This is a genomic window from Paenibacillus hodogayensis (assembly GCF_039536325.1).
Classification (GTDB): Bacteria; Bacillota; Bacilli; order Paenibacillales; family NBRC-103111; genus Paenibacillus_AB; species Paenibacillus_AB hodogayensis.
The window spans coordinates 384,975-411,309 of record NZ_BAAAYO010000010.1; the positions used below are offsets into that span (position 1 = coordinate 384,975).

The following is a 26,335-nucleotide window of genomic DNA, read 5'->3' on the forward strand; positions in this document are numbered from 1 at the left end:
ACCGAATCTTATGACTTTACCTCGTCAACCTGCAAGCGGGACCGCTTCAACCGCACCTGATGAAGCAGCTAAGTCTGCGGCGAGCGATGCCGCAATGACGCTAACCGACCGTCAAGGTCACCCTATCTCGGACAACCAAAATATACGTACGATCGGGAGCCGCGGACCGTCCACGCTCGAGAACTACCATTTTATCGAAAAAATATCGCATTTTGACCGGGAACGCATCCCCGAACGGGTCGTCCATGCCCGCGGAGCCGGCGCGCACGGTTATTTTGAAGCCTACGGACGGGCGGGCGACCGGCGAATCGCCGATTATACGCGGGCCAAGCTGTTTCAGGAAGCGGGCAAACGCACACCCGTCTTCGTCCGCTTCTCGACCGTCGTTCACGGCGCGCATTCGCCGGAGACGCTGCGCGATCCGCGCGGTTTTGCCGTAAAGTTTTATACGGAGGACGGCAATTGGGATCTGGTCGGCAACAATCTGAAAATTTTCTTTATCCGCGATCCGTTGAAATTTCCCGATATGGTTCATGCATTCAAGCCCGATCCGGTCACGAACGTCAACGACCCGGAGAGAATGTTCGACTTCTTGTCCAACTCTCCGGAGGCAACCCATATGGTAACGTTCCTGTTCTCGCCATGGGGCATTCCGGCCAACTACCGGCAAATGCAAGGCTCGGGCGTCAACACGTACAAATGGGTCAATGCGGAAGGGAAAGCCGTTATTGTGAAATACCATTGGGAGCCGCTCGGCGCCCCGATCCGCAACCTGCTTCAGAAAGAGGCGGACGTCATTCAGGGAAAAAATTACAGCCATGCCACGCAAGATTTGTACGAGGCCATCGAGCGCGGCGAGTACCCGGAATGGGAGCTGTGCGTACAGATGATGAGCGACGACGAGCATCCGGAGCTTGATTTCGATCCGCTCGATCCGACCAAGCTATGGGACGCCGACTTATTTCCTTTTTTGCCGATCGGAAAAATGGTACTGGACCGAAACCCGGACAACTACTTCGCGGAAGTGGAGCAGGCCGCTTTCGGCACCGGCGTGCTGGTGGACGGGCTTGATTTTTCGGACGACAAGCTGCTGCAGGGACGAACCTTTTCTTATTCGGACACTCAGCGGCATCGCGTCGGCACCAACTATTTGCAGCTGCCGGTCAACGCCCCAAAAAAACAAGTCGCGACCAACCAGCGCGACGGACAGATGGCCTATGCGGTCGACGGGGCTCCCGGGCAAAATCCGCATGTCAACTATGAGCCGTCTTCGATCGGCGGTCTGAAAGAAGCCGCTCCATCTGGAAAAGAGCACGAGCCGGCCTATGCCGATAAATTGACTCGCCGCAAACTCGAACGCTCCAACGACTTCGAGCAAGCCGGCGAGACGTTCCGCCGCTTCGAGGATTGGGAGCGGGACGAGCTTATCGCCAATTTGACCGAAGCGCTCCTCGTTTGCCGCCCATCCATACGCGAGAAAATGATCGAATACTTCACGAACGCGGACCCGGATTATGGTCGCAGAGTGTCCGAAAGCTTGATGCAGGCCGGTTCGGCCGGCGGGCTTACGGGCTCGGTCGGGGAGCAGCAGGGGGTAGATATGGCCGCAGAGCTGGGCCGCACGACAGACGGCTATTGAGCGAAGCGAACGGGGCCGCGCAATGCAAAAAAAACCTTCTGGAAACACGACAATCGTGCTTCCGGAAGGTTTTTTTTGTGCAACCACTAGTACAAAATCAGAGCTTGATCCGGTCCGACTTGTACTAGCTCAGCGATACTGCCCCATGTTCGCATCGGAGCATGAAGGTCCGTGATTATGGCGGCATCAGGAGTCAGGTCCAGCTTTCCATCAACGTCGCGGCATCGGCATCGAGCAATTACGTCGCCGCCGGCGATACCAGCTGCTGCGCCTGTACGGCCGGGTCGTTCACGTGCTCCCGGAAGTCCCGCATGTACGCGCTAGCCTGCTTCCACTCTCCCTGCTCCAGCAGCAGCCGGATGATCGACAGCCGGTACCGCAGTTCGGCCGCGAAGACCGGATGGATGTCGCCCGATGTCTCATACCGGCTGACGTGTCCGAGCATCGCATCCAACGTCAGCGGGGTAATCGTCACCGTCACCGTCGCTTCGTTCGAGTACCGCTTCCCGTCAAAGGCGCGGAACGCGAACGTATCCGTCCCCGACTGACCCAAGTGCGGCGTATACGTGTATGCGCCGTACGCAGCGTTCGTGACGGTGACCGTCCCTTTCGTCCCGTTCGCCGTCACACTGTACGTAAGCGCGCTTCCGTCGTTCGCCGTGGCGGCCAGCGTGCCGGTTACGACCGTATTGCCCGGCGTCGCAATCGCCGCGTCGAACGCGGCCGGCGCCTGGGCCGGGGTCAACTCGTAGACATGAACCGCAAGCGGTGCGAAGGAATCGGTAAAGGAACCGCTGACGACGGGGAGCGAGCGATTCTCGTGGTACACGCTGGCGGAAACCGTGTTGGGCACCTGAAACGTTACGTTCGGATGGCTGTCCTTGCCGTTGTTCGCCGCGATCACGTAGAGGCGCCCGTTATATTGGCGCACCGTCCAATTCAGCCAGCTGCCTCCGCCTGTCACCGTCACAGCCGGCGTCTCTTCTACCGACATAATAACCGGGACCAAGTCCTTGATCTCCTGCCCGACTAGCTTCATATTGGCCAGCAAGGTGGCGTACGGCACTCCGCTCGCGTCGTTCTGGATGTCGAACAACGAATAGTAAATAAGACCGGTCGCGCCCTCGGCGATCGACTGCCACGACATCGAGCGCAGCTCCGCCACCGTCGGCGCCCGCAGTCCGTCCACATTATAGTTGGCCCAGTTGAACGCCTGGATAACCTGCCAAGCGGCACGGTGCGGCAGCAAGGCCTTCGTGCTTCGCTGCCAGGAACCCGGTATGGTCAAGTTGTCGCCCGCACGGCCGAAGACAGGGTACTGGTCGGTGCCGAATATGTCCGTCGCCTTCATCATGATGTCTGCGCGCGGCAACGCCAAATCGACGGAGTACGTCGGATGGTTGGCGTCGTTCGCGACGACTGCTTGGTGATGGGCGATCAGCCGCTCCCGGTTTTCGACGGCGGGCCTCTCGTCGTTTACGTACCACGCCAGAAGCGCAGGATGGTTCTTGAACTGGTTTACATACTGGGCGATGACCGCCGTTTCGTCGGCTTCGGTCTGAATGGACGACGGCTTATACGGACTTTCGTGGAAAAAGTCCTTGATCGAAAAAATCAGCTTCTGTCCGTTCGCGGCGATCTGGTTGAGCTTTTCCGTCGTCAACGTTTGATAGTTGTAGGCCAGCACCGTATTGAACGGGCTGTTCGCCAAGTCGCTCAATTCGGCGTTTCCGACGGCGCCGGCAAAGAAGCCGAGCGGAAAGAACGGTTCGCCGTTCACCAGCAGCCGCCCGTACTTGTCGACGTAGGAAGCCGGCTTCGTTTCGTTCGTCCCGAGCTTCTTGACCGTCCATTCGTCCGAATCGACGACGGCGTTCGTCGCCAGCTCCGACACTTCGATGCGCACCTTGTACGCCCCCGGGGACAACCCGGCAGACGGGAATATGGCGCCGTAATCCGCCGAACCCGCCGGAGCGGTCCGGGTATCCACCGTCTGAGCGGCGGAATCGAGCAGCTTGACTGTGGTGCGGTACTGGCCGAGCACGTTCGCGTCGGCGTTCAAATGCGTCGCAACTTCGATTTGGTCATGATCGCCGTCGATCAGCAAGCCACGGTACGAAGGAGATAACAGCTTGGTGGTCAAAATGTCCGGCTTGATTCGGTACAGCTTCAAGTCGTCGAACCAGACGGTGCCCGTCGTATTTCGCTCTACATACAGGGTAACGTGCACGCTGGCGGCGTTAGCGGGAATGCTGTAAGGGTCCAGCTTGAGGAACGTCCAATCGCCGGATTTGACGCCCGCCTTGTACTGGCCGCCGAGCCAGTTCCCGGCGGCGTCCCACGCTTCGATCGCAATCGTGCCGCCCCCGTTTCCGCTAAGCCCCGACGTCTTGATCCAAGCGGAGGCGTAGTAGCTCTGGCTCGGAACGAAGGCGAACGGTTTCGTCAACAGCGTATAATTGGCCGGATCGGTCCGCCTATATTTCAAGGAATAATCGCCCAAATGACTCGTACTCGAATCGTAGCTGGATACGCCGGATACCCACGTCGAGTCGGCCATATTTTCAAAGGAGGTGTCGTAAATGAGCTGCGCATTCACATCGGCCGGCGGTTCGGCGCCAGGCAGCTGGCCGCCGATCTGATACAGCTGCAAGTCGTCGAACCATACTTCTCCGGTCGCGCCTTGCGGCATACTCGGAACGAGGTGAAGCCGCCCCGTACCGGCAGGAACGGCGAACACGGGCGTCCGCACGAAGGTCCAATCGTTGCTTGTTACCCCCGGACTTGCCACTCCCCCTTTCCAACTCGTCCAATTGGCATCATAGGCGTCCAAAATGACCGAGGCGCCATAATTCGAGCCGCTCGTTCCGTTGGACGAATAGCCCCTCGTCTTGATCCATACCGTCGCATAATAGCGGGCGGCCGGGTCGAACGACATGACCTTCATCGATGGCAGCACGTAACCGGCAGTCGTTTTCGTATATTTCAACGAATATGCCCCCGTATGCTTCTCTGCGGTGTCGTAGCTGCTCAGGGCGGAATTCCATGTCGTAATGCCCGGGTTCTCGAACGACGTGCTGTAGATCAACGTTCCCGTTTCCGCCGGTTGATCCGCGTAGGCGGTTGATTGACCGATCGCAAGGAGCAAAGTCATTTGCAGCAGCAAGGCAACGCAGACTATCCGAGTGAACCACTTGCGCATACAGGGCCACCTTCCTTATCGTTGGTTCTTTTTGCAAAACGATAACGTACTGGCGATAACACGCTTACTCCTTGAGCGATCCCAGCAGCGCTCCCTTGACAAAATACTTTTGCAGGAAAGGGTATACGAGCAAAATCGGAACGGTCGCGAACAACACGACGCCGGCTTTCATCATCTCCGGGGTAGCGGGCATCAGGTTCCCTGCACCCGGCGGCTTCAATCTGCTGTCGTCCTCAAGAATTAGGCTGCGGAGAAGAATTTGCAGCGGATACAACTCTTTGTTGCGAATGTAGATCAGCGCGCTGAAATAAGAGTTCCATAGCCCTACCGCCTGAAAGAGCGCAAGCGTAGCATTGACCGCCATCGAGAGCGGCATCGCAATGCGGCCGTAAATTCCGAACTCGCTGCATCCGTCGATTTTTCCGGCATCGAACAGCTCGGACGACAGTCCTTGAAAAAAAGTTTTCATAATAATGACGCCGAAAGCGCTTATCGCTCCGGGCAGCATGAGCACCCACAACGTATTCTCCAGTCCCAACGAGCGGATGACCAAATAACCGGGAATTAACGGTGAAGTAAAAATAAAGGTGATGAGGACGAGTCGCATGATCAAGCTTCTGCCCGGAGCGTGAGGTCGGGATAACCCATACGCCATCGTCGACGTAAAAAAAAGATACAGGAACGTCCCCCCGACGGTGATGGCGATCGTGACGCCCATGGAACGCCATAATGTCTCCATGCCGAAGATCGTTCGATACACATCCAATTGAAAGCCTTTCGGCCACAAATAAACGAGTTTCGCATTCGCATAGACGGGGGAGCTTAACGAGACGGCGGCCAGATGAATAAGCGGGACCACCATCGACAGAGCCGTTATCGTTAACAAGGCACCGTTCACCCAAGGAAATATGCGGTTGGAATGGCTTGTGTTCAAGTTCCCTTCCTCCTAGTAAATGCTTTCGCCGGTCGTTTTTTTGCTTAACGCGTTCAGACTGGTAACGAGCAGCAGACCGACAAGCGACTGAAATAGGCCGATCGCCGTCGTGTAACTGAATTGCGCCTTGAGCAGCCCGACCCTGTAAACGTAAGTGTCCACGACCTCGCCGACATCCCTCACGAGCGGATTGAGGAAAATGAGCAGTTGTTCCGCATTTCCATCCAGCACGGTTCCGATCCGCAACAGCAGCAGGACGACGATCGTCGGCAGCAGCGACGGCAGCGTCACGTAACGCATTTGCTTCCACCTGCCCGCTCCGTCGACGACGGCCGCTTCGTACAAATTCGGGTTGATGCCGGCAAGGGCGGCCAAGTAAATAATCGTTCCCCAGCCAACCTCCTTCCAAATCCCGATCGCCACAATGATCCCGCGGAAATATCCATCTTGCGTCAAAAAATCGATTGGCTTTCCGCCGAACCATACAAGTATGGAATTGACGACTCCATCCAGAGAAAGCAAATTGATGAAAATGCCTCCGACGATGACCCAGGACAGGAAATGCGGCAAGTAAAGCAGCGTCTGAATCGGCCGCTTGAACCACATCCGCCTCACCTCATTCAGCAGCAGGGCCAGAACGAGCGGTGCCGGGAAGCCGAATACGATTGACAGCAAGCTGAAGGCGAGCGTATTGCGAATAACGGTATAAAATTCCTTGTACGTAAAAATGGTCATAAAATGTTTGAGTCCGACCCAGTCGCTATGCCAAATGCCCTTGAACATGTTATAGTCCTGAAAAGCGATCACGTTGCCTGCCAACGGCGCATAACGAAAAACAAGAAAATGCAGCATTCCCGGCAGCATCAGGATCAGCAGAGCCCAACGGTCGTTTCGCATCGTTCTGTTCAGCACGACGTTCTCTCCTCGTATAATCGTAAGTGTAATAGACGTGCGGCCGGTGCCTGCCGATGGTCCGTCCTGACTGTCCCGCCGTACAGGTCCGTCCCGGTCTGTGATTATTTCTTGGCTTTGCTGTTGTACCAGGCCGTCGCTTCCTTAATCGCTTCATCCCCGCCCCGCCGTTTCCATTCGCTGACGAATTTGTCGAACGCCGGCTCAAGCTCCTCCTTGCCTGTCACCACTTTGGCGAACATATCGAGGAAAAGTCCCCCGATCGTCCAGCCGTTCCCGGGCACCAGCTCGGGATGCGTCTCGAAGGCTTTCAGCTTCGGCATGTCTGTATTGTCGATTTGAATAACGGCATTCTTCGCTATCTCGATGCCTTGCGTGATCGCTTCGCCATTTTGGGTAAATTTCAGCACATCCGGAACCATGCGGCCGTCTCCGCGCGGGTTGACGACGATCTGGTAGAAAATGGACGCCCCTTTCTCCGCGTTACTGGGGGCTGCCGGATCCCATTTGACGGTTCCGTTGTCAACCGAATAATTTTTCCCTTCTATGCCATAAGCAAAAAATTTGTCCGCTTCATCCGACCAGGCCCAGTCCAAAAATTTGATGGCATCTTCCGCATGTTTGGACGAGGATGGAATAACCCAGACGTAGTAGATGCCGTTAAACGGCAAAGATAAGGCGCCTTTTCCTTTCGGTCCGACGGGGGGAGCGATCATGCTCACTTCCGCGCCGGGCTGGTTGACGAATCTATCGAGCGACCATGTGGAATTCAATTGGATAACATCGTTTTCCCACAATCCCGCTTTGCCTTGCCAAATGCCCGCCCCCCAGTCGACTCCCTTGGTTGTGAACATATTCGGGTTCACGTAACCTTTATCGTACAGCATTTTCCAAAATTTGATGGCATCCTTCATTTCCGGCCGGATCATGTCGGGGACCATTTGGCCGTTTTGCACATGCCACGCATGAGGCGATACGCCAAATTCCGTGAAGAACAAATCGGCATACAGCATATTTTCCTGTACATAAATACCGTACTCGTCGTTCGGATTGCCGTTGCCGTTCATATCGTTCTGTTTCACGGCTTCAAAGAAAGCAACATATTCGTCCAGCGTCTTCGGCTGCGGCATCTTCAATTTGTCCAGCCAATCTTGACGGATATAAATCACTTTGGATGCCGATAAGGCGCTAAACGCGGGGATGCCGAATATTTTGCCGTTTTTGCTGACCTGCGGACTATCCCATGCTTCTTTCGGGATTTTCTTTTTCAGGTTCGGGCCGTATTTATCAAGTAACGGGCCAAGATCCTGAAATACGCCCTGTTCCAGGGCTCCGGGATGCGTGGAAGCCTCGATCCCGCCCGTACGGATCAAATCCGGCAAATTGTTGGAGGCAAACCGAACCGTCAATTGCTGGTTGAAATCTTCGCCTTGCCCTAAAAATTCAAACTTCAAGTCGTAGCCGGAGCGATTCCCCAACTCCTTGATATAAGGATCGTCGGCGACCTTCACATCCTTCGCATATTCCGCACCGGCATGCGTGGTCAAAATTTGCAGCTTGACTGGCTCTTTCGGCTTGACGCTGTTTGCCTTCGGCGAGTCGGTCGTCCCCGCGGCCGAGCTCCCCGTGTCTTTGCTGCATGCCGATAATACGGGAAGCATGGCAATCGTAAGCAGCGTCAACCCCATGGTGAGCTTTGTGCCTATCTGTCTCATGCGTCTCCTCCTTTTTGATCGTTATTTGTCGCCAAGCGCTTCGCCGGCATGGACATCGTATTCCGCCATGGTTGTGAAGCGCAATATTCGCCTATTTCCTGCCGGAAACAAATGAGCAGATTTCGCAAAATATGAACAAGTTACCGCTGGCGGGTGCTTCCCGCGTCATGTGAAGCCCTTCAAACGATGCTCCTCGTTCCCCTTCCAGTGTCCGAGATCGCTGCTTCCCGGCTATCCGTCCGCCTGCTCCCCGGCCTCTGCCCGCTTCCGGTACTCCCCTGGCGGCATGCCGGTATATTGCTTGAACGCCCGGTTGAAGTTTTGTATGGTCGAATAATGGAGCCGCTCGGCGATTTCCTTGACCGGCACGCCGGTGCGGGTGAGCCATTCCTGCGCCTTCGTCATGCGCTCCCGGATCAAATAGTCGGAGAAAGGCTCGCCCGTCTTTTCCTTGAACAATCGGCTCAAATGCGGCACCGAAATGGCGTATTGGCGGGCGATTTGCTGCAAATCGGCATCCCACTCGCTATGTATGCTTTGCAGGACGTGCTGGACGACTCGTTCTTGCTTCGATACGCGCACCGTCTCCAATTGCGCGACGACGACGGGGAACACCGTATCCGATAGCCACTCCTGCACCGCTGCCAAAGAATTCAGACTGTGCAGCTTCTTATGAATATCTTCGCGGAACGCCCCTCGCAGCTCGCATGCGAACTCGTGCATGTACGCATCCAGCTCGACGAGCAAGTAATCGAAAATACCGAACATCGTTTCCGGATTGTTGACGGATTGGCCGATCCGTTCAGCGAGCCGCGACAACAGAGCCTTCGCCTCGTCCGTGCTGCCGCCTATCAGATTGGATAGGATGCTCTTCTGCAATTGGACGATATCGCGGCTCGACTGCTTGATCGCCGGCTCGACCTCTTGCTCGGTGATCGTGACGTCGGGCCCCATGAGCATCCGGTAAGCGGACAGCTCCAGCGCTTCCCGGTAGCCATGCCTGATCCCCGAATACCCTTCGTACGCGCGGCTGATCGCCACGCTTACGGTGAACTTGAAATACTTCGCGACGCTTCCCCGTATGTCCGCCGCGATGTCATGCAGCTTTGCTTCCGTAGCGCCGTCCGCGTCTTCTGTGCCGGATTCGCTGACGATGACCGCCACTTGTCCCGGCTGCGGAGTCAGTACAATGCAGGAGAAAGCGGTTTCACATATTTCCTCCGCCATTTTCCGCAGCGCATAATGAATCAAGGAATGGTCTTTGTCCCGGTAATGTTCCGCCACAACGGCATAATCGTCCGCCGCGACGAGGCAGACCCGAAATGTTGAGCCGTGCAGCGGCAAGCCGAACTGGTCCCGTTTCCGGCGTATTTCCGCATCGGTCATGTCGCCCCACAATAGGTGATGGGACATGTTCTCTTGAAGAGACGGCATATGCTCGTTGATTTGATCCCGCAGCAGGCGGTTGTCGCGGATCGTATCGTGCAACAGCATCTCCAGCGTCTTCAGCCCGTCGCCGCTATCCGTCGAGCCGACGTATTCCGCCGGCATCTTCCGCAACATGCGTTCGATTGGAACATACATCCGGTTCGAACCGGTAAACGCGATGAAAATCCAGAAAACGACCAGCGCCCCGATAATTTCCCACGTGATCCGGATGATGGCGTCGGACTTCTTCGTCAATTCGCGCGTCGGCGTCATTGCTATGATCGTCCAGTCGTATACGGGCAATCGCTGCGCCGCCAGCTTGTAGGCTATGCCGTTCATTCGGATCGAACCGGTATATCCTTGCGGGTTTTGCCAAAATTGATACAGCTCCGTCATCGAAGTCAGCTTCGAGCCGATATCGTCGTGGTTGCTGCTGATCATCATTTTGCCTTCTTTGTCCACGACCGCTATTGTGCTGCGGTAATTGTCCGGCGAACCGCTGTCGTCCAGTACCTTGGACAATTCGTCGATGGAGACGTTCAACGCGACGACCCCTTCCGTATAGTAGGAATAGAGCGGAACAGGCCTTAACAGCATCAGTTCTTTATTACCATACGTATACGGCGTCACGACGAACGGGAAGTTGCGGTTCGTACGCGTATGCTGGAATATCGTGTCGTAGACGGAACGAGTATAGGCAATCGATTGATGGACGGAAGAATAGACGTAATCGAATTTTTTGTAAATCAGGGATACATCGTAGCGGATGGGCGAATAATTCACCTGCTTGCGCAGCGTTTCGATCATCTCCATCGATTGGCTGACATCGTTTTTGTCCGGCGGCCCCGATTCGACCGATCGTTCCACTGCTGCATTCGTGGCGATCGTAACGGAATGTATGTTCAAATTTTCCATCAGGTGATTCAGGCGATATTCGACTTGCTTCAACAACGCTTGATGATTGATGTTGACTTCCTCCTGGATAATGCGCGCCGCGATGGAGGAGGCAAGCAGTCCGACCAGGAGTACGGGAATCGTGCTGATCAGGATCGAATAGAAGATCAATTTTCTTTTGAACGTTATTGCTCGAAACAACCGTTTTTTGCGTTCCATCCCTTATCCCCCAAGCCCGTTGGCATGATTGCTGTTTATTTGCAAATTCGATGCCGGAACCCGGCTTCCTTTTTTCGGAAAATGACAAAAACAGTTATCATCCGATAACTGTCATGTGCCGGAGCGGGGACAATCGGGGCGAACTCCGCAACCGCATGATGAACCACTATAAGTCGAAGCGGCACGAAAGCGCAATAATCACGTATTCGGACGCAGGCAACAAATGAACCGTTCAGGCAAGAAAAGAACATTACGAAGCGTACGCCAGTTAAAGGCAGGCCGCGTCCGGTCGAATCGTTGCTTCTTGCCCGTCGAAGCGGTGCCAGCAACCTTCTTGCCCCCCTTCTATTCGGTAAACGGGATTCGCCTATTCCTCGCGGGGACAGTAGCAGGCTCCGGCAGACCGGGCGACGCAAATAACCCGAAACCGTTGAGACCGCAAAGGTCACAACGCATTTCGGGCTTTGTACGCCAGACGCCATCGTTTTAGTGAAATTCGATATCGATCTGCTTCTTGGGCGGCGGCTGCAGCTTGCGCATGCGGATTTCCAGCACGCCGTTGCGGTAGGTCGCCTTCACGCCCTCCTCGTCGACAGGCGACGGCAGTCCAACCGAGCGCTGAAAGCGGCCGAAGAAACGCTCGCGCTGATGCATATGCTCTTCCTTCACATCGTTGGCTCGGTTGATCGAGCCGGAGAGCGTCAGCGTAGTGCCTTGCACGTCGATCTGCAAGTCTTCCTTTTTCTCCAGGCCCGGCAAATCGCACGTGGCGACAACCTCGCTGTCCGTCTCGTGCACGTCGATCCGATGCGACCCAAACTGCTGCTCCCCGCGGAAGAAAGCGGGAAAATCGTTGAACATGCGGTCAAAATCTCGCTTCCAGCCGTCCATATTGCGGAACGGTTCGAACGGAATCAAAGCCATAGAGGCAACCTCCTTGCGGAAATGGTCATTCTAGGCTAGTTTTCCATTCCCGCCGCAGCCTATACGCCCTTCCGTCTTAGCTTCCACAGCATTTTTTGAACTTTTTGCCGCTGCCGCACGGACAAGGATCGTTCCGTCCGACTTTTTTGCGCGTTGTAAAGTCAATGACGGTACCGCCTTTTGCCGGAACCGGGCGGGCAGGCGCATTGCGGGAAGGCGACAGCTCGGACGGGGCGTAGCCCTTAAGTATCCATTGCCGGGTCGCATTGTACAAAATGACGAGATGCTCCATCAGCTGCTGAACAAGCGCCAAATCGTGAATCTCGAAGCGGCTTTGCAGCAGCTGCATCAAGGAACCGAGAGCGCCGCCGTTGCGGATGCTGTATACGATATCTTCTACCTGGGAGTCCGCTTCCTCTGCGGAAATGTTGTAATGGCTCAACAGCAAGCCGACAAGAGCCGCATGGTTCGCAGACCGATCCAAAAAGCCGGGCGCTCCCGCGCGCAGCAGTTGCTCCTTGGTGAACGGATAAAGGGACACGGTCGGGCGCTGCTCCAGCTCCTTCCGGATCAATTCCGTATTCCATGCGCGGCCGTGCATGATCGTTTCGCCGTCGATGCGCATCAACCGGTAATACTCGGACGCTTGTTCGAGGACAAGCATCGTCTTCCACGTTTCCGACTCCGTTTCGACCAGAGGCTTCAGTCGATCCAACAGCTCGGTGACGCTCATCATTCCGTAATAGTGGAGCATGCCTTGCGCAAGGGTGATCGTTTCCGTATTCTGGCGTGCCGTCTCGCTCAACTGCTTGGTGTCGTATCCCCGGAATAGCTTGACGATTTCTTGCGGCATAATCAGCGTCTTTTCCCCTGCATATGTACCGGCAAAAAGCATGCCCCGCTCCTGGAAATAATCCAATTGGTGCGCTTCCAAGGAGACGAATGCTTGACCGCCGTTATCGGCAACCTTCTTCATAACCGCATACTGCGTCTCGTCCATCAGCAGCCATAGCGAATCGAGCGCCGCGGCGGCATTTTTCTCCAAAACGGCAATCAGTTCCTGCTTTTTCAGCGTGCTGGCCCCGCGTATATTCCAATTCGACCGGATGGCCGAAAGATCTGACTTCGTCAGTCTGGATAATCCGTCTTCGAGAGAAAGCGGCGCGTCGATCGGCGACCAGCGCTTCTCCTCTTCGCGGGCTTCCGTCTTTTTCGCTTCGCTTTTGAGCTGCTGCAACGCATCTACCAATGCTTGCTGGTTCGAACCGTTACTTTTTTTGTTCATGTCCTCATCCTTCCCTTAAACCGGGCTGCACAAGCCCCTATGCATTATAGCACAAATCGCCGATTGGGGAAGCCGCCCCTTCGCTCCGTCAATCGGGCAGCCGCCGTGAAGACCGAACATGTCGCGCTGCAGAAAAAAAGAAGCTGCGCCCCGTTACCGTGTAACGGTCGGCGCAAGCTCCCCCTGCTGAATTTGAACCATCTGATAATATTTTCCCTGAATCCGCATCAGTTCGTCGTGACTGCCCCGCTCGACAATTTCACCGCGATCAAGCACAAGAATTAGATCCGCGTTCTTGATCGTGGACAGCCGGTGAGCGATGATGAACGTCGTCCGCCCTTGCTTAACGACCTCGAGCGCGTTCTGGATCAGCGCCTCGGTTTCGGTATCGATGTTCGACGTCGCTTCGTCCAAGATGAGAATCGCCGGATCGAAGGCGAGCGCGCGAGCGAACGAGATAAGCTGCCGTTGGCCGGCGGACAGCGTACTGCCTTTCTCGATGACCGGCTCGTCGACGCCTTTCGGCAGTTGGGCGAGCCAACGTCCCGCGCCTACATCGACAAGCGCCTGCTCCACCTGCTGCCGGGAGATGCCGGGATCGTCCAACGAGACGTTCGACGCGATCGTCCCCGTGAACAGGAACGGATCCTGCAGCACGATGCCCATATGCTCGCGCATCGTTTGGCGCGGCAGCTGGCGGGTATCGGTGCCGTCGATCGTAATGCTGCCGGAATTGGGATCGTAGAAACGGAAGAGCAGATTGAGAATCGAGCTTTTGCCCGAGCCCGTATGGCCGACAAGCGCCACCGTTTGGCCCTGGCTCGCCTCGAATGAAATGCCCTTGAGCACATACTCGTCGTCTTTGTAAGCGAACGCCACATCGTCAAATTTCACGTTGCCGGCAAATCGCAGCATGCTGCGGTCGGAGACGTCCTCCCCTTCTTCGTCGAGCAGCACGAATACCCGCTCGGCCGATACGAGAGCCGTTTCCAGATTCGGCAGCTGGTTGACGATGTTGACGATCGGATTGAACAGCCGGTTCAAGTAATCGACGAACGCATACAGCACGCCGAGCGTAACGACAGCCTCCGGACTGGCCACGGCTTCTCCGCCGAAATACCAAATCAGCGCCACCAACGCGATATTGCGGATCACCCCGACCAAGTTATAGCCGGTCCACGAATTCAGGCTCAGCAGCTTATTACGGAACGCGAACAACCGCGTATTGATCAGCTCGAACTCCGCCTCCATCCGCCGTTCGCCGCGAAATGCCTGCACGACCGGCATCCCCTGGATCGATTCGTTGATGACGCCGTTAATTTCGCCTACCGCCGAACGGATCGCCCGGTTATAGCGCTTCGCCTTCCGGCCATAGATATAAACCCACGCCACCAGCACCGGAATGATGAACAGGCAGATCGCCGCGAGCCGCGCGTCCAACAGGAACAGAGCGACGAAGATGCCGGCCATGTAGATCGTTCCGGTAAAAAAATTGGCCAGCACGTTTACGTACAGTTCGCGGATCGTCTCCGTGTCGTTCGTGATCCGCGATACGACTTTGCCTGCCGGCAAATTGTCGAAGTAGCGGATCGGCAGCCGGTTCATCTGTCCGAATACGTCGCTGCGCATATTGCGGATAATCCGGTTCGAAGCTGCCTGAAGCACGAATCGCTGTCCGTAGGAGAAAGCGGCCGACACGACGAGCAATCCGAAATAGGCCCAACAAAGCCAGATCAGTCCGCCGAGCTCGGGGCGGAAGAAGGAGTACATCTCCGAGGCGGTCAGCTCCCGCGCCGCGTACGTTTTCTCCTGGGAGCCCCGCTTGATGAACAACCCGCCTTCAGCCGTCAGACTTCTTTGCCCGTCGAAGAGAACGGGCTCTCCGATAAAATAATAGCTGCGCCCGACCTGCAGCACGCGCGCTTCCGCCCCCCGCGCCTCGCCCTCGGCAAAGCGGTCCGTCCGTTTGTAAAGCGCCCCGTCAAGCGGTACGGCGAAACGGCTGGAATCGCTCTGCGCCGTTACGTACCACGGCTTCTCGATGCCGGTAATATGCACGTCGATCAGCCGCTTCGCCACAAGCGGACCGGCCAGCTCGGTGCCGACCGCAACGGTCAGCATAAGCAGCGCCAGCAGCAGCTGGGTTTTGAAATGCAACGCGTAGCCGACGAGCCGGCGCAGCGTACGCAGAGGATTGGCCGCCGTCTTGTCGATATCCAGATCGTAATGTTCCTGCTCCTGACTCATTATGCATCACCGCCTTCCGAGCGTTTGGCGTCCACTTGCTGCCGTTCGTACTGCTCTTTGTACCAGCCGCCCCGTTCCATCAGCTGTTCGTGCGTTCCCTGCTCGGCAATGGCGCCGTCGTCCAGGACGACGATCCAGTCGGCCTCCTGAATGGCCGACAACCGGTGGGTGGCGATCAAGGTCGTCTTCCCGGCGCGGGTCGTCCGGATATTGTTCACGATCTCCGCTTCCGTCCTCGCGTCTACGGCGGACAAGGCATCATCCAGCATCAGGATGTCCGGATCGGCGATAAGCGCACGAGCAATCGATACCCGCTGCTTTTGCCCGCCAGATAGCGATACCCCTCTTTCTCCCACCGTCGTCTCCAGTCCTTTGGGCAAAAACGCCATGTCGCCGGCCAGCGCCGAAGCTGCGATCGCGTTCTGAAGCTCCTCCTCCGTCGATTCTCCCCGACGGGTGCCGAACAAAATGTTGGCCCTTACGGTCCGCGAGAATAGAAACTGCTCTTGCGGCACATAGCCGTACCACGATTTCAGCAGATCCATATCGATCGTCTCGATCGGAGCACCGGAGATCGCAACCGTTCCTTGGGCCGGCGGATATTCGCGCAGCAGTTGCTTCATCAACGTCGTCTTGCCGCTGCCGGTCCGCCCGGCGATGCCTAGCGTCTGACCGGGCTGGAGCACAAGCGAGACGTCGCGCAAATTGTCTACCGACGAGGACGGGTAGCGGAACGTAACATCACGGAATTCGATGGCGCCGGGCCGATCCGGCACCCGGGCTTGCTTCTCTTCCTCCGGCTCCTCGACGTCAGGCTTCCAGTCGAGCGTGCCGCTGACGCGATCCAGCGAGGCGTTGCCGCGCTGCATAATATTGATTAGCTCGCCGATGGCGAACATCGGCCAGATGAGCATGCCCAAATAGACGTTGAAGGCGACGAGCCCGCCGATCGTCAGCTCATTGTGGTACACCAGATAGGCGCCGTAGCCGAGGCCGATCAGATAGCTCGCTCCGGTCAATATTTTCATCGTCGGCTCGAACAGGGCATCGATCTTCACGACGGCGATATTTTTGTCCAGCACGTCTTTCGTGACCGCCGCAAACCGGCTTTCCGCGGCCCTTTCCTGCACATAAGCGCGAATGACGCGGATGCCGGATATCGTTTCCAGCACACCGTCGTTCATCGAACCGAACGCGTCCTGGGCGGCCATAAACCGCTTATGAATCCACTTGCCGTAGACGCTGACGAGTATCGCCATAGCCGGCAAAGGCAGGATCGCCGCCAGCGTCAGCTTCCAGGAAACGAAAACGGTCATCGTCACGAGCAGCGTCATCATCCACAGCGTCGAATCCATGAACGTCAAGATACCGAAGCCGGCCGTCTGCGACACCGCCTGCAAATCGTTCGTGGCCAGCGCCATCAGATCGCCGGTCCGGTTGCGTTCGTAAAACGAAGGCCTCATGCGCAAAAAATGGCGCATCAGCCTGGAACGCATGAGGCGCTCGACGACGAAGGCCCCTCCGAACAGCTTGTAATGCCATGCGAAGTTGATGATGTACGCGGCGGCCGTAATCGTCAGCAGTTGCGTCAGCGTCAGTACGATAACGTTCCAGTCCATCCCGCCGATATGAATCGTATCGATCGAGCGGCCGACCAGCATCGGAGGAATAATTTCCAATACGCCGGATATAACCAGCAGCACCACGGCAACCGTGTAGCGTCTCCACTCCTGACGGAAAAACCAACTCAGCTTGCGTATTACGGAAAGCATCTGTGTTGTCTCTCTCCTCTCTACCCATCCGTTTCCTACAAAAAACACACCGCCCGTGAGCGGTGTGCTTCGCCATATGCAAAAGGCGCACGCCACGAGTATCCGTGACGGCGCCCCGACATGCGTTGTGCGATAACCTTGCGGCGCGTTAACGCGTCCGCGACGTAATCCCGACGCTTCGGAAAGACCTGTCACGATCGAATTCCATACCGGCAGCCCGCCGTGTGGGAAAAGTGCGGAATTGTTCGATCTTCATAACGGTCTCTCCTTTCCGAATCGCAATCGGTAGATACCCTGTAACGTTATCATGCGGGCAATTCGCCTGTCAATCGCCTCGGAGCGAAAAATCAATTATAATCGTCTACCCGTTCGCCACTGCCGGCCGGCGGTCCAACCCGTAACGCTCCAGTAAAGGCTGCATGACCAGACTGCCGAAGTTGCTGCCCATAATCGAGTAGCCCTGTCCGTTCGGATGAAGCTGGTCAGGCAAATGCTCGGCGGACGTTTCGTCGAATATCGTCAAGCCGTTTACGTAATGCAGGTTTTGATCGCCGAGCGCGCTCAGCCTTGCCGTCGCGTCCTCGATTTCCGAGCGCATTTCGGAAAGCGTGAAGCCGGAGGCCCCTGTGACTTGCTCTCTCGAAGGCGACCAGATCGGCGACATCAGCACGATCGGCGTATCGGGATGCTTCTCGCGGATAATCTGCACGAAGCCGATAACAGCCGCTTGGAAAGTCCGCCGGTTCAGCGTTCCGCCGCCATACACGTTGATGCCGAGACAGAGGGAAATGATGTCTGCTGGCAAATCGCGAATTTGCCGCGCGACCATCGGCTCCAAATGGCAGTTACCCGAAAATCCCTGGCACGTCAAATCAAGCCCGAACCGGCGCGCCACGAGAGCCGGCCACGTCCGGGCCGGACTGAATGCCGCGTTGCACTGTGTAATCGAACTGCCGTACGTCACCCACTTCGTTCTTGCAATATCGGGGATATTCCAGACCGCGCCTTCGTCGATCGTCAGCGCTTTCACGATCGTCGGCACCTTCTGCGGCAAATAAATTTCGATCAGCTTCTCCTGACCAGGCAAACCATCGAACTCGACCGTCGTGCGGCCCGGCTCCAGCTCGCGCGTCACGAGTGTATCTTCCCCGTATATCAAATCAACTTGCACCTGGGTTTCCAGTTGAGCCAGCTCCAAACGGACCGTCGTCGTATCGCTCGAAAACCGCAGACGAACCCCGGCCGATATTTCGGCGGTTCCGCCTATGCCGTTGGGCGGAAACAGCGAAAACTCCTTATACGGAATGCGCCACGGCTTCCAGCCGTCTTCCTTCTGCTCCACCGACACGGCGCCCTGAAACAACGCACGGTCTATCGCGATGCTCTGCATCTGCATACAGCCGATTCCCCTCTCCATTGTCGTCATTTACTAATGTACAAGCTCACGGTGCAGGGCGCAACCTAAAAGTTTCCACTTACGCACACTGGTCCCGTCCGGCAGCTTGCCCGGCGGGACCATTTCGGTCGTATCAATGTTCAGGCTGCGGCGCGGCAAACTGCCCCCCGCGCGGGGTCGGGAGCTCGGGAACAGAGAGCTGGGGCGCTTCCGATCAGCTGGACGACCGCGATGGAAGTTCCTCGCGCTTCAAGACAGCCGGGAAAGCGCGATCCCGGCCAGCATCGCCGCTCCTGCCGCGAGACAGCGTTCGTCCGGATCGAATCGCGGGCTGTGCAGCCCGGCCGCCCGTTCGGCGCCGCTCTGCGGGCCGGAGCCGAGCCAGAAGAAGCAGCCTTTGGCAAACCGCAAATATTCGGCGAAATCTTCCCCGTATGTCATCGGCAAAGGCTCTGACCGTTTCTCCGCCCCGAACAGACGATCGGATACGCCGGAGACGAAACGCGTCAGGGAGTCGTCGTTTACGACCGGCGGCACCTGCTCGGTATAGTGCAAAGTGCCTCGGCAGCGGTACGCGCGGCACGTATCCTCGACGATCCGCGCAAGCGTCGCCGGCATCGTTCCGCGCCAGTCGGCGTCAAGATTGCGCACCGTGCCGCTGAGCTCGGCGAAATCCGGAATAATATTGTTGGCCGTCCCCGCATGGATCGTGCCGAGCGAGACGACGACGCCTTTGGTCGGCGGCGCTTCCCGGCTGACCGCCGTCTGCAGCGCCATCACGACCGCCGAAGCGGCCACGATCGGATCGATGCACGTTTCCGGATAGCCCCCATGGCCGCCCCTGCCTTCCACCCGAATATCCAGCCGGTCGATCGAGCCCATCAGCACGCCGGGCTTGACGCCGATCGTGCCGGCCGGAAGAGACGGCAGGTTGTGCAGACCGTAGATTTCCTCCACTCCGTCCATGACGCCCTGCTCGATCATCGCTTTTGCCCCTGCCAATATTTCTTCTGCCGACTGGAAGATGAACCGGACCGTTCCCCGCAGCCCGGTCTTCCGCTCGGCGATCAATTGTGCCGCGCCCAGCAGGACGGTCGTATGGATGTCGTGCCCGCACGCATGCATGACGCCGGGCGTCTCCGAGGCGTAGTCAAGCCCCGTCTCCTCCGTAATCGGCAGCGCGTCCATATCGGCGCGGATCGCGATCGTCGGGCCGTCTCCGTCCCCGCGAAGCTCGGCTACGACGCCGTGGCCTCCGACTCCCGTCCTTACGCTCAAGCCCAGCGCGCTCAGGCGAGCGGCCACGATTCCGGCGGTTCTGGACTCCTGGAAGCTAAGCTCGGGATGGCGATGGAAATCGCGGCGCTGCCGGATCAACTCCTCCTCCATCCGTTCCGCCTGTTCCTTTAATCCCTCTACTCCGATCATCATACGGCTCCTCTCTCATTCCTGCATTCGAGCTGACGTTATTGGATAATTCCCGCCTGCCGCAGGTCCTCGTTGTATTCGTCGACCTGCATCTGCATATGCCGCAAAATGCTCTGCTGATGAGCGTCGACTTCCTCCTGCAGGCTGGCGGAAGCCGTGTAAGAAGAGACTCCGCCGAGAATGAGCACCGGCGCGATGCTGAGCAAGAGCGTGAATGCCAGCAGCTTGCTTCGGTACAACCATCGTTTGCGAGCCGCCACTTTCATCCGTTTGTTCCCTCCAGGCGCAGCATGCATTTTGTAAGCGCATCCACTAGAAGGGTCCGTTAACGCCGCATGCGCCCCTTCCCCTTTCCTCCCATCTTAATATGAAAGGGCGGGGCATTACAAGCACTCCCGCGCATGCCTTCCGGCAACGGCCGACAAGCCCGGCAATCTTGACGATCGCGGGCTTGTTCGGTGCATGGAAGCCGGCCGCTTGCGCAAGCTTATTTTTGGCTGGTCAGCAGCGCTTCGATCTCCTTGTCCGCTTGCTCGCCCGCTTCGCGCAGCGCGGTGTTGACGTCTTATTCCCCAAGCGCGACGGAGCTGTAGGCGGCTTGGAACTTGCCGACCACGATATTTTGGGCGATCAGCTGGTTGGCCGACGAGTAGCCGGAAGGCGTATATTGTTTCGGCAGCAGCGCGCTGATGTTTTTGTTTTTCAAATAAGACACGTCGGCGCCGAACTGCTTCATGATGGCGTCGCGGTTTTTCAGCACCGGCAGCATGCCCCGTTTGGCCAGATGCTCTTGGAATTCATCCGAGGACAAATAAGCGATTATGTCGAACGCGTCGTCCCGGAGCTTGCTGTTTTTCGTAAGAATAAAAAACGAGCTCGACCGGCTTCTTCTCCTCCGTCTTCGCAGGCGCTGCGGCTGGCGTTTCCGACAAGGCGATCATGCCATGTAACCCCTTACACAACAATACTCACTTGATCGCGGGCTCCGGCACGAATGGATACAACCCGGCACATAAAGATAAATCCCCCGCAAAGCCGCAGCCTTGCAGAGGTATCCCGGACGACACGTTCAGAACAACTGCCGCAAATTGTCGATAAACGCCCGCGAAGCCGCAGACATAAAGATGTCGTTGCGGTAGACGATCCCGACGACCCGCTGCGGAGTCGGGTTGACGATGGGGATGCGGCGCATCCGCTTCTGCTGCCCGGTGCCGGACAAATACGTCTCCGGGAGAATAGTCGAAGCGACGTCGCGGGCAACAAGCTCAAGCAGCGAATCGAGCGTCGTCAGTTCCAGAACGGGGCGAAAGCGGAATCCTTTGGTCTGCGTCGCCCGGTCGATCAGCTGACGCACCAGAAACTTCCCCGGCAGCAGCGCCATCGGCATATCCCGCAATTGCTCCAGCCCGATTTGCGAATATTCCGCCAGCGGATGGCTTTCCGAGACCGCCAAGCATAAATTTTCCGTATATAGCGGAATGCTCTCCAATTGCTCGCCCTCGACCGGAAGAAACACGACGCCCAGATCAAGCCGGTTGTCCAGCAGCCCGTGCCGCGTCTCCTCGGTACTCAATTCGGCCGCGTTGATTGTAATGCCCGGATACATCCGGTGAAACGAGATGAGCGGCGAGACGAGCATATGGTTGCCGGCGCAGCCGATCCGGATTTCTCCCTGCTTCAACCCTTTCAGCTCGCGCACCGCATTTTGCGCCTGCCCGAGCTCGTCGAAGACGCGCAGCGCATGCCGGTACAATAGCTTGCCGGCTTCGGTGACGATCACCTTCTTGCCGACTCGGTCGAACAATAGCGTATCCGTCTCCAACTCCAGCGCGCGGATTTGCTGGCTAAGGGTCGGCTGCGAGATGCCGAGCTTCTCTGCGGCCCTTGTAAAGTGCAGCTCCTCGCACATCGCAACAAAATATTCCAAGTGCCTTAGCTCGATACGAACGCCTCCCTGCACCCGTAAATAATTGGTATTACCAATGATAATAATAGAAACTATTGGATTGTTCAATGATAAAAATAGCTATATAATAGGTAGAAGAAGAACCGCCATTTCGACATTTTTTTATTTCTACGATCAGGGAGTGGGACAAAAGATGAGCGCAATCCGTTTCGAGCCGAGCAGTTCCCTTAAACCGAAGCCCGACGAATCCAATTTGGAATTCGGCAAAACGTTTACGGACCACATGTTTTTACTTGACTACACCGAAGGCAAAGGCTGGCACGACCCGCGGATCGTCCCGTACGGCCCGCTGACGCTGGACCCTGCCGCCATGGTGTTCCATTACGGCCAGGCGATTTTCGAAGGATTGAAGGCGTTCCGGTCCAAAGACAACAAGATTTTGCTGTTCCGTCCGGATAAAAACGCCCAGCGGATGAACGTTTCCAACGACCGTCTGAGCATTCCGGAAATGGACGAGGAAGCTTTCGTGGAATACGTGAAGGCGTTGATCAACGTCGATCGCGATTGGGTGCCGAGCGCCGAAGGAACGTCGCTCTACATCCGTCCGTTCATTATGGCCGTGGAGCCTTGTCTGGGTGTGCGGGCGTCCAAGCAGTACGTGTTCGCCATCATCATGTCCCCCGTCGGCGCCTACTATAAAGAAGGCATTCATCCGGTCAAGATCAGCGTCGAGAGCCATTACGTCCGTGCCGTACGCGGCGGAACCGGCTTTGCCAAAACCGCGGGCAATTACTCGTCCGGCATCAAGGCTCAAGAAGAAGCGAAACACGGCGGCTTCGCGCAGGTGCTCTGGCTCGACGGCAAGGAGCACGCTTACATCGAGGAAGTCGGAAGCATGAACATTTTCTTCAAAATCGACGGCGAGGTTGTCACGCCGGAGCTGAACGGCAGCATTCTTGCAGGTGTTACCCGCGATTCCGTCATTCGGCTGTTGAACGACTGGGGCATCCCATTCTCCGAGCGCCGAATCTCGATTCAGGAAATTTACGAGGCTAGTCAACAAGGCAAACTGGAGGAGGCGTTCGGCACCGGAACGGCGGCCGTCATCTCCCCGGTAGGCGAGCTGCACTGGCTGGAGCATACGATGAAGATCAACGAAGGCCGCACCGGCGAGATTTCGCAAAAAATTTACGATACCATTACCGGTATCCAGAACGGCAAGCTGGAAGATTCGTACGGTTGGAACGTGCTCGTCCACGAGGACGTCAAAGTATAATCGGACGGATGAATCTGCACCGCTCATGAACGGTAAAAAAGCCTCCAGAACCGCGAACGCGGCGCTGGAGGTTTTTTGCATCGTGCAACGAATCAAAAAAAGGTGGAATAGAGCAAATAGGCGTTCAACACGATAATGATGGCGGTAACGAGCCAGGCGATCAGCTTGAGCCACAGCGGATTGACGAATTCCCCCATCTTCTTCCGGTCGCTTGTGAACTGGACGAGCGGCACGACGGCAAACGAAAGCTGAAGCGACAAAATAACCTGACTCAGGATCAGCAATTCGGCGCTTCCCTTCTCGCCTGCTACAGCCGTCACGATGACGGCAGGCACGATGGCGATCATCCGGGTAATGAGCCGGCGCAGCCATGGAGCGAGACGGATGTTAAGGAAGCCTTCCATTACGATCTGTCCGGCCAGCGTCCCGGTCAACGTTGAGTTCTGACCCGAAGCGAGCAGCGCCACGCCGAACAAGATACTGCCCAGCGTCGTTCCGAGCAGCGGCGTCAGCATCCGGTACGCATCGCCGATCTCGGCGATTTCGGTCATGCCCGCTTTGTGGAACGTCGCGGCGGATACGATCAGAATCGCCGCATTGATGAATAAGGCGAAGCACAGCGCGATGCTGGAGTCCCAAGCGGCGAAGCGGATCGCCTGCTTCTTGCCCGCCCGGGTCTGCTCGATCCGGCGCGTCTGGACGATGGACGAGTGCAGGTACAGATTGTGCGGCATAACGGTCGCCCCCAGTATGCCGATCGCGATATACAGCATAGCGGGATTGGTGACGATGTCGGTCGTCGGCACGAAGCCTTGCATAATTCCGCCCACATCCGGTTTGGAGAGGAAGATATCGGCAGCGAAGCAGCCGCCTATCGTGACGATCAGAATGACGACCAGCGACTCGATGAAACGGAAGCCTTTATTTTGCAGCAGCAGCACCACGAGCACGTCGACCGCCGTAATGACGACCCCGGCCACGAGCGGGATGCCGAACAATAGATTAAGCGCGATGGCCGAGCCGATTACCTCCGCCAGGTCGCAAGCCGCTATCGCCAGCTCGCACAAGATCCACAGCGTGAAAGCGATAGGTTTGCTGTAATGGTCGCGGCACGCCTGAGCCAGATCGCGGCCTGTTACGATACCGAGCTTGCCGGCCAGCGCCTGCAGGACGATCGCCATCAGGTTGGACAGCAAGATGACGGATAGCAGCGAATAGCCGAACATCGAACCTCCGGCAATATCGGTCGCCCAGTTGCCCGGGTCCATGTAGCCTACCGCCACGAGGTAGCCCGGTCCGGCGAAGGCGAGAAACTTTTTGATCCAGGAGCCGGATTTCGGAATAGAAAGACTGCCATGCACTTCGGGCAGCGAGGGCATCGTTCTGGAACGTCTCCAGCCCTCCTCGGCTTTAAGCGGCGCATTGGATGCATTGTCGCTCATGATGATCACCTGATTTCCAAGAATGAAGTTGTATAATGTAAAATATGTTTGCCATACGAAACTTGCTGCGTGCAAGAAAACCTTCTCGCAGTTATAGGCTCTCCCGAATGCTCCCCCGCTATAAAATGCCAGTCGGGCGATCGGAGACCCACGCTGTTTACACTTCAAATTGTACTCCTGCAACTTTTTTTGTCAAGGAAAACTTTTAGCCAGCTTGCTCCCTTTTTCGAGCCAGTCTTTCGATGCTTTTTATAGACAATCACCGCAGCCGGCAGACGTTTATTCCGCTTCACGATGCCCTGTATCGGCCTTTACCCGTTTGGCGAAACGAAAGTTTTTGGAAGCTACAAAACGAAAGCCGGGCAGGGATTATCCCCGTCCGGCATTTTTGCGGCGCTGCTGATTTTGTTTCATTTTCTCCTCCGTACCCTGATCCGACGCTTCGAAAAACACCGCTCCGCGGATCGCATCCGGCACATACTGCTGGTCCACATAGTGGCCGGGGTAATCGTGCGGATATTTGTAGCCTGCATGACCGAGCCGGACCGCTCCCTGGTAATGCGTGTCGCGCAGATGGAGCGGCACGTCCGCCGATTTCGTCCGTTCGAACGATTGCATGACGTTGGCGATTGCCAGCGGGATGGAGTTGGATTTGGGGCTTTCCACCGCGAAAAGAATGGCCTGGGCGATATTATACTTCGCTTCCGGCCAGCCGATTTTGTGATAAGCGTCCATGGCTGTCACAGCCTGCACCATCGCCTGCGGATTGGACAGCCCGATATCCTCGCTGCACGCGACGATCAGCCGCCGCAGAAACGTCATCGGGTCCATCCCCAGCTTCTCCACGGCGTACAGAAACCAGTACAAGGCGGCGTCGCTCGACCCGCGTACGCTTTTGTGGAACGCGGACAGCACATCGTACTGCGTGGACTCGTCGGCTTTGATCGTCGGCTTGCGGATCGATTCCTCGGCCGCCTCCAACGTGATGCGGATCGTTCCATCCGGATCGGGGGGCGTCGTCAGCGCGGCCAGCTCGAGCGCATTCAGCGCGCGGCGAATGTCGCCATTGGCCATACTCGCTACATGCTGCAAAGCCTGCTCCTCCGCTTCGATCGGCATAAAGCCGAGTCCCCGCTCCCGGTCGGCCAGCGCCCGCTTCATCGCCGCAAGCGAATGCTCGCGGTTCAACGCCTTCAGCTCGAACAGCGTCGAGCGGGACATCAGCGCCCCGTTGACGTGGTGAAACGGATTTTCCGTCGTCGCTCCTATAAAGGTAATGATGCCTTGCTCCACCGCTGGCAGCAGCGCGTCCTGCCGCGCCGTATTGAAGCGATGAACCTCGTCCAGGAACAGAATCGTTTTCTTGCCGTACATCGCCTTGTTCGCTTTCGCCTGCTCGATCACCTCGCGCACGTCCTTCACGGAGGCGTCAACCGCATTCAGCCGCACAAAATCCCCGTTCGTCGCGTTGGATATAATGCCGGCGAGCGTCGTTTTGCCCGTGCCGGGCGGTCCGTACAGCACGATCGAGCTGACCTGGTCGGCTTCAATCGCCCGGCGCAGCAGCTTGCCGGGCCCGACCAAATGGTCCTGTCCGACATATTCCGCCAGCGTCCTTGGCCGCATCCGGTCGGCGAGCAGCCTCCCCTTCGGGCTATGTTCATCCTCGTAAGTAAACAAATCCACCGGTTTCTCCCACCTTGCCGTTTACGATAC

The 26,335-nt window shown here is 57.0% G+C and carries 17 protein-coding genes and 1 pseudogene; 2 read left to right on the forward strand and 16 right to left on the reverse strand.

All coding sequences use genetic code 11. The features are described from left to right. Nucleotides 1-94 precede the first annotated feature (94 nt). A pseudogene (locus ABD796_RS20790) lies at nucleotides 95-1,540 on the forward strand (catalase); the annotation flags it as partial. 337 nt (nucleotides 1,541-1,877) lie between these two features. Here ABD796_RS20790 and ABD796_RS20795 read toward each other — a convergent pair. The 14 genes from ABD796_RS20795 to ABD796_RS20860 all read right to left on the reverse strand — a co-directional run bounded on the left by ABD796_RS20795 (nucleotide 1,878) and on the right by ABD796_RS20860 (nucleotide 21,922). Beyond that, complete coding sequence (locus ABD796_RS20795; RefSeq protein WP_344911307.1) at nucleotides 1,878-4,841, reverse strand: Ig-like domain-containing protein; 2,964 nt, start codon at nucleotides 4,839-4,841, stop codon at nucleotides 1,878-1,880. 64 nt (nucleotides 4,842-4,905) lie between these two features. Then, a complete protein-coding gene (locus ABD796_RS20800) occupies nucleotides 4,906-5,775 on the reverse strand; it encodes a carbohydrate ABC transporter permease (RefSeq protein WP_344911309.1) in 870 nt (289 codons plus the stop codon). Nucleotides 5,776-5,787: 12 nt separating this feature from the next. Beyond that, entirely contained in the window at nucleotides 5,788-6,687 is a 900-nt protein-coding gene (locus tag ABD796_RS20805) for an ABC transporter permease (protein WP_344911311.1), read from the reverse strand. 104 nt (nucleotides 6,688-6,791) lie between these two features. Continuing rightward, nucleotides 6,792-8,402, reverse strand: coding sequence for an extracellular solute-binding protein (locus ABD796_RS20810; RefSeq protein WP_344911313.1), 1,611 nt, complete (start codon nucleotides 8,400-8,402; stop codon nucleotides 6,792-6,794). A gap of 231 nt (nucleotides 8,403-8,633) precedes the next feature. Further along, a complete protein-coding gene (locus ABD796_RS20815; protein ID WP_344911315.1) occupies nucleotides 8,634-10,943 on the reverse strand; it encodes a helix-turn-helix domain-containing protein in 2,310 nt (769 codons plus the stop codon). Between the two features lie 486 nt (nucleotides 10,944-11,429). Continuing rightward, nucleotides 11,430-11,867 (reverse strand): Hsp20/alpha crystallin family protein, encoded by a 438-nt coding sequence (locus ABD796_RS20820; protein WP_344911317.1) that lies wholly within the window; start codon nucleotides 11,865-11,867, stop codon nucleotides 11,430-11,432. Nucleotides 11,868-11,943: 76 nt separating this feature from the next. Beyond that, on the reverse strand, nucleotides 11,944-13,152 hold the full coding sequence (locus ABD796_RS20825; protein WP_344911319.1) for an SEC-C metal-binding domain-containing protein: 1,209 nt from the start codon (nucleotides 13,150-13,152) through the stop codon (nucleotides 11,944-11,946). 153 nt (nucleotides 13,153-13,305) lie between these two features. Beyond that, nucleotides 13,306-15,399 (reverse strand): ABC transporter ATP-binding protein, encoded by a 2,094-nt coding sequence (locus tag ABD796_RS20830; RefSeq protein ID WP_344911321.1) that lies wholly within the window; start codon nucleotides 15,397-15,399, stop codon nucleotides 13,306-13,308. Further along, a complete protein-coding gene (locus ABD796_RS20835) occupies nucleotides 15,399-17,171 on the reverse strand; it encodes an ABC transporter ATP-binding protein (RefSeq protein WP_344911323.1) in 1,773 nt (590 codons plus the stop codon). The genes ABD796_RS20830 and ABD796_RS20835 overlap by 1 nt, the downstream gene beginning before the upstream one ends. A 361-nt stretch (nucleotides 17,172-17,532) precedes the next feature. After that, nucleotides 17,533-18,567 carry an SGNH/GDSL hydrolase family protein gene (locus ABD796_RS20840; protein ID WP_344911326.1) on the reverse strand — a complete coding sequence of 345 codons (1,035 nt, stop codon included), beginning with the start codon at nucleotides 18,565-18,567 and terminating at the stop codon, nucleotides 17,533-17,535. Nucleotides 18,568-18,816: 249 nt separating this feature from the next. After that, nucleotides 18,817-19,998, reverse strand: a complete 1,182-nt coding sequence (locus tag ABD796_RS20845) for a M20 metallopeptidase family protein (RefSeq protein ID WP_344911328.1) — start codon at nucleotides 19,996-19,998, stop codon at nucleotides 18,817-18,819. 35 nt (nucleotides 19,999-20,033) lie between these two features. Further along, complete coding sequence (locus ABD796_RS20850; RefSeq protein ID WP_344911330.1) at nucleotides 20,034-20,261, reverse strand: hypothetical protein; 228 nt, start codon at nucleotides 20,259-20,261, stop codon at nucleotides 20,034-20,036. Nucleotides 20,262-20,560: 299 nt separating this feature from the next. Continuing rightward, a complete protein-coding gene (locus ABD796_RS20855; protein WP_344911332.1) occupies nucleotides 20,561-20,755 on the reverse strand; it encodes a hypothetical protein in 195 nt (64 codons plus the stop codon). Nucleotides 20,756-21,064: 309 nt separating this feature from the next. Then, nucleotides 21,065-21,922 carry a LysR substrate-binding domain-containing protein gene (locus ABD796_RS20860; RefSeq protein ID WP_344911334.1) on the reverse strand — a complete coding sequence of 286 codons (858 nt, stop codon included), beginning with the start codon at nucleotides 21,920-21,922 and terminating at the stop codon, nucleotides 21,065-21,067. 172 nt (nucleotides 21,923-22,094) lie between these two features. On the opposite strand from ABD796_RS20860, the gene ABD796_RS20865 reads away from it, so the two are divergent. Next, on the forward strand, nucleotides 22,095-23,177 hold the full coding sequence (locus ABD796_RS20865; protein WP_344911336.1) for a branched-chain amino acid aminotransferase: 1,083 nt from the start codon (nucleotides 22,095-22,097) through the stop codon (nucleotides 23,175-23,177). Nucleotides 23,178-23,269: 92 nt separating this feature from the next. Here ABD796_RS20865 and ABD796_RS20870 read toward each other — a convergent pair whose 3' ends face one another. After that, entirely contained in the window at nucleotides 23,270-24,619 is a 1,350-nt protein-coding gene (locus ABD796_RS20870) for an Nramp family divalent metal transporter (protein ID WP_344911338.1), read from the reverse strand. A 369-nt stretch (nucleotides 24,620-24,988) separates the two neighbouring features. Then, nucleotides 24,989-26,305, reverse strand: coding sequence for a replication-associated recombination protein A (locus ABD796_RS20875; RefSeq protein ID WP_344911340.1), 1,317 nt, complete (start codon nucleotides 26,303-26,305; stop codon nucleotides 24,989-24,991). Nucleotides 26,306-26,335 lie beyond the last annotated feature (30 nt).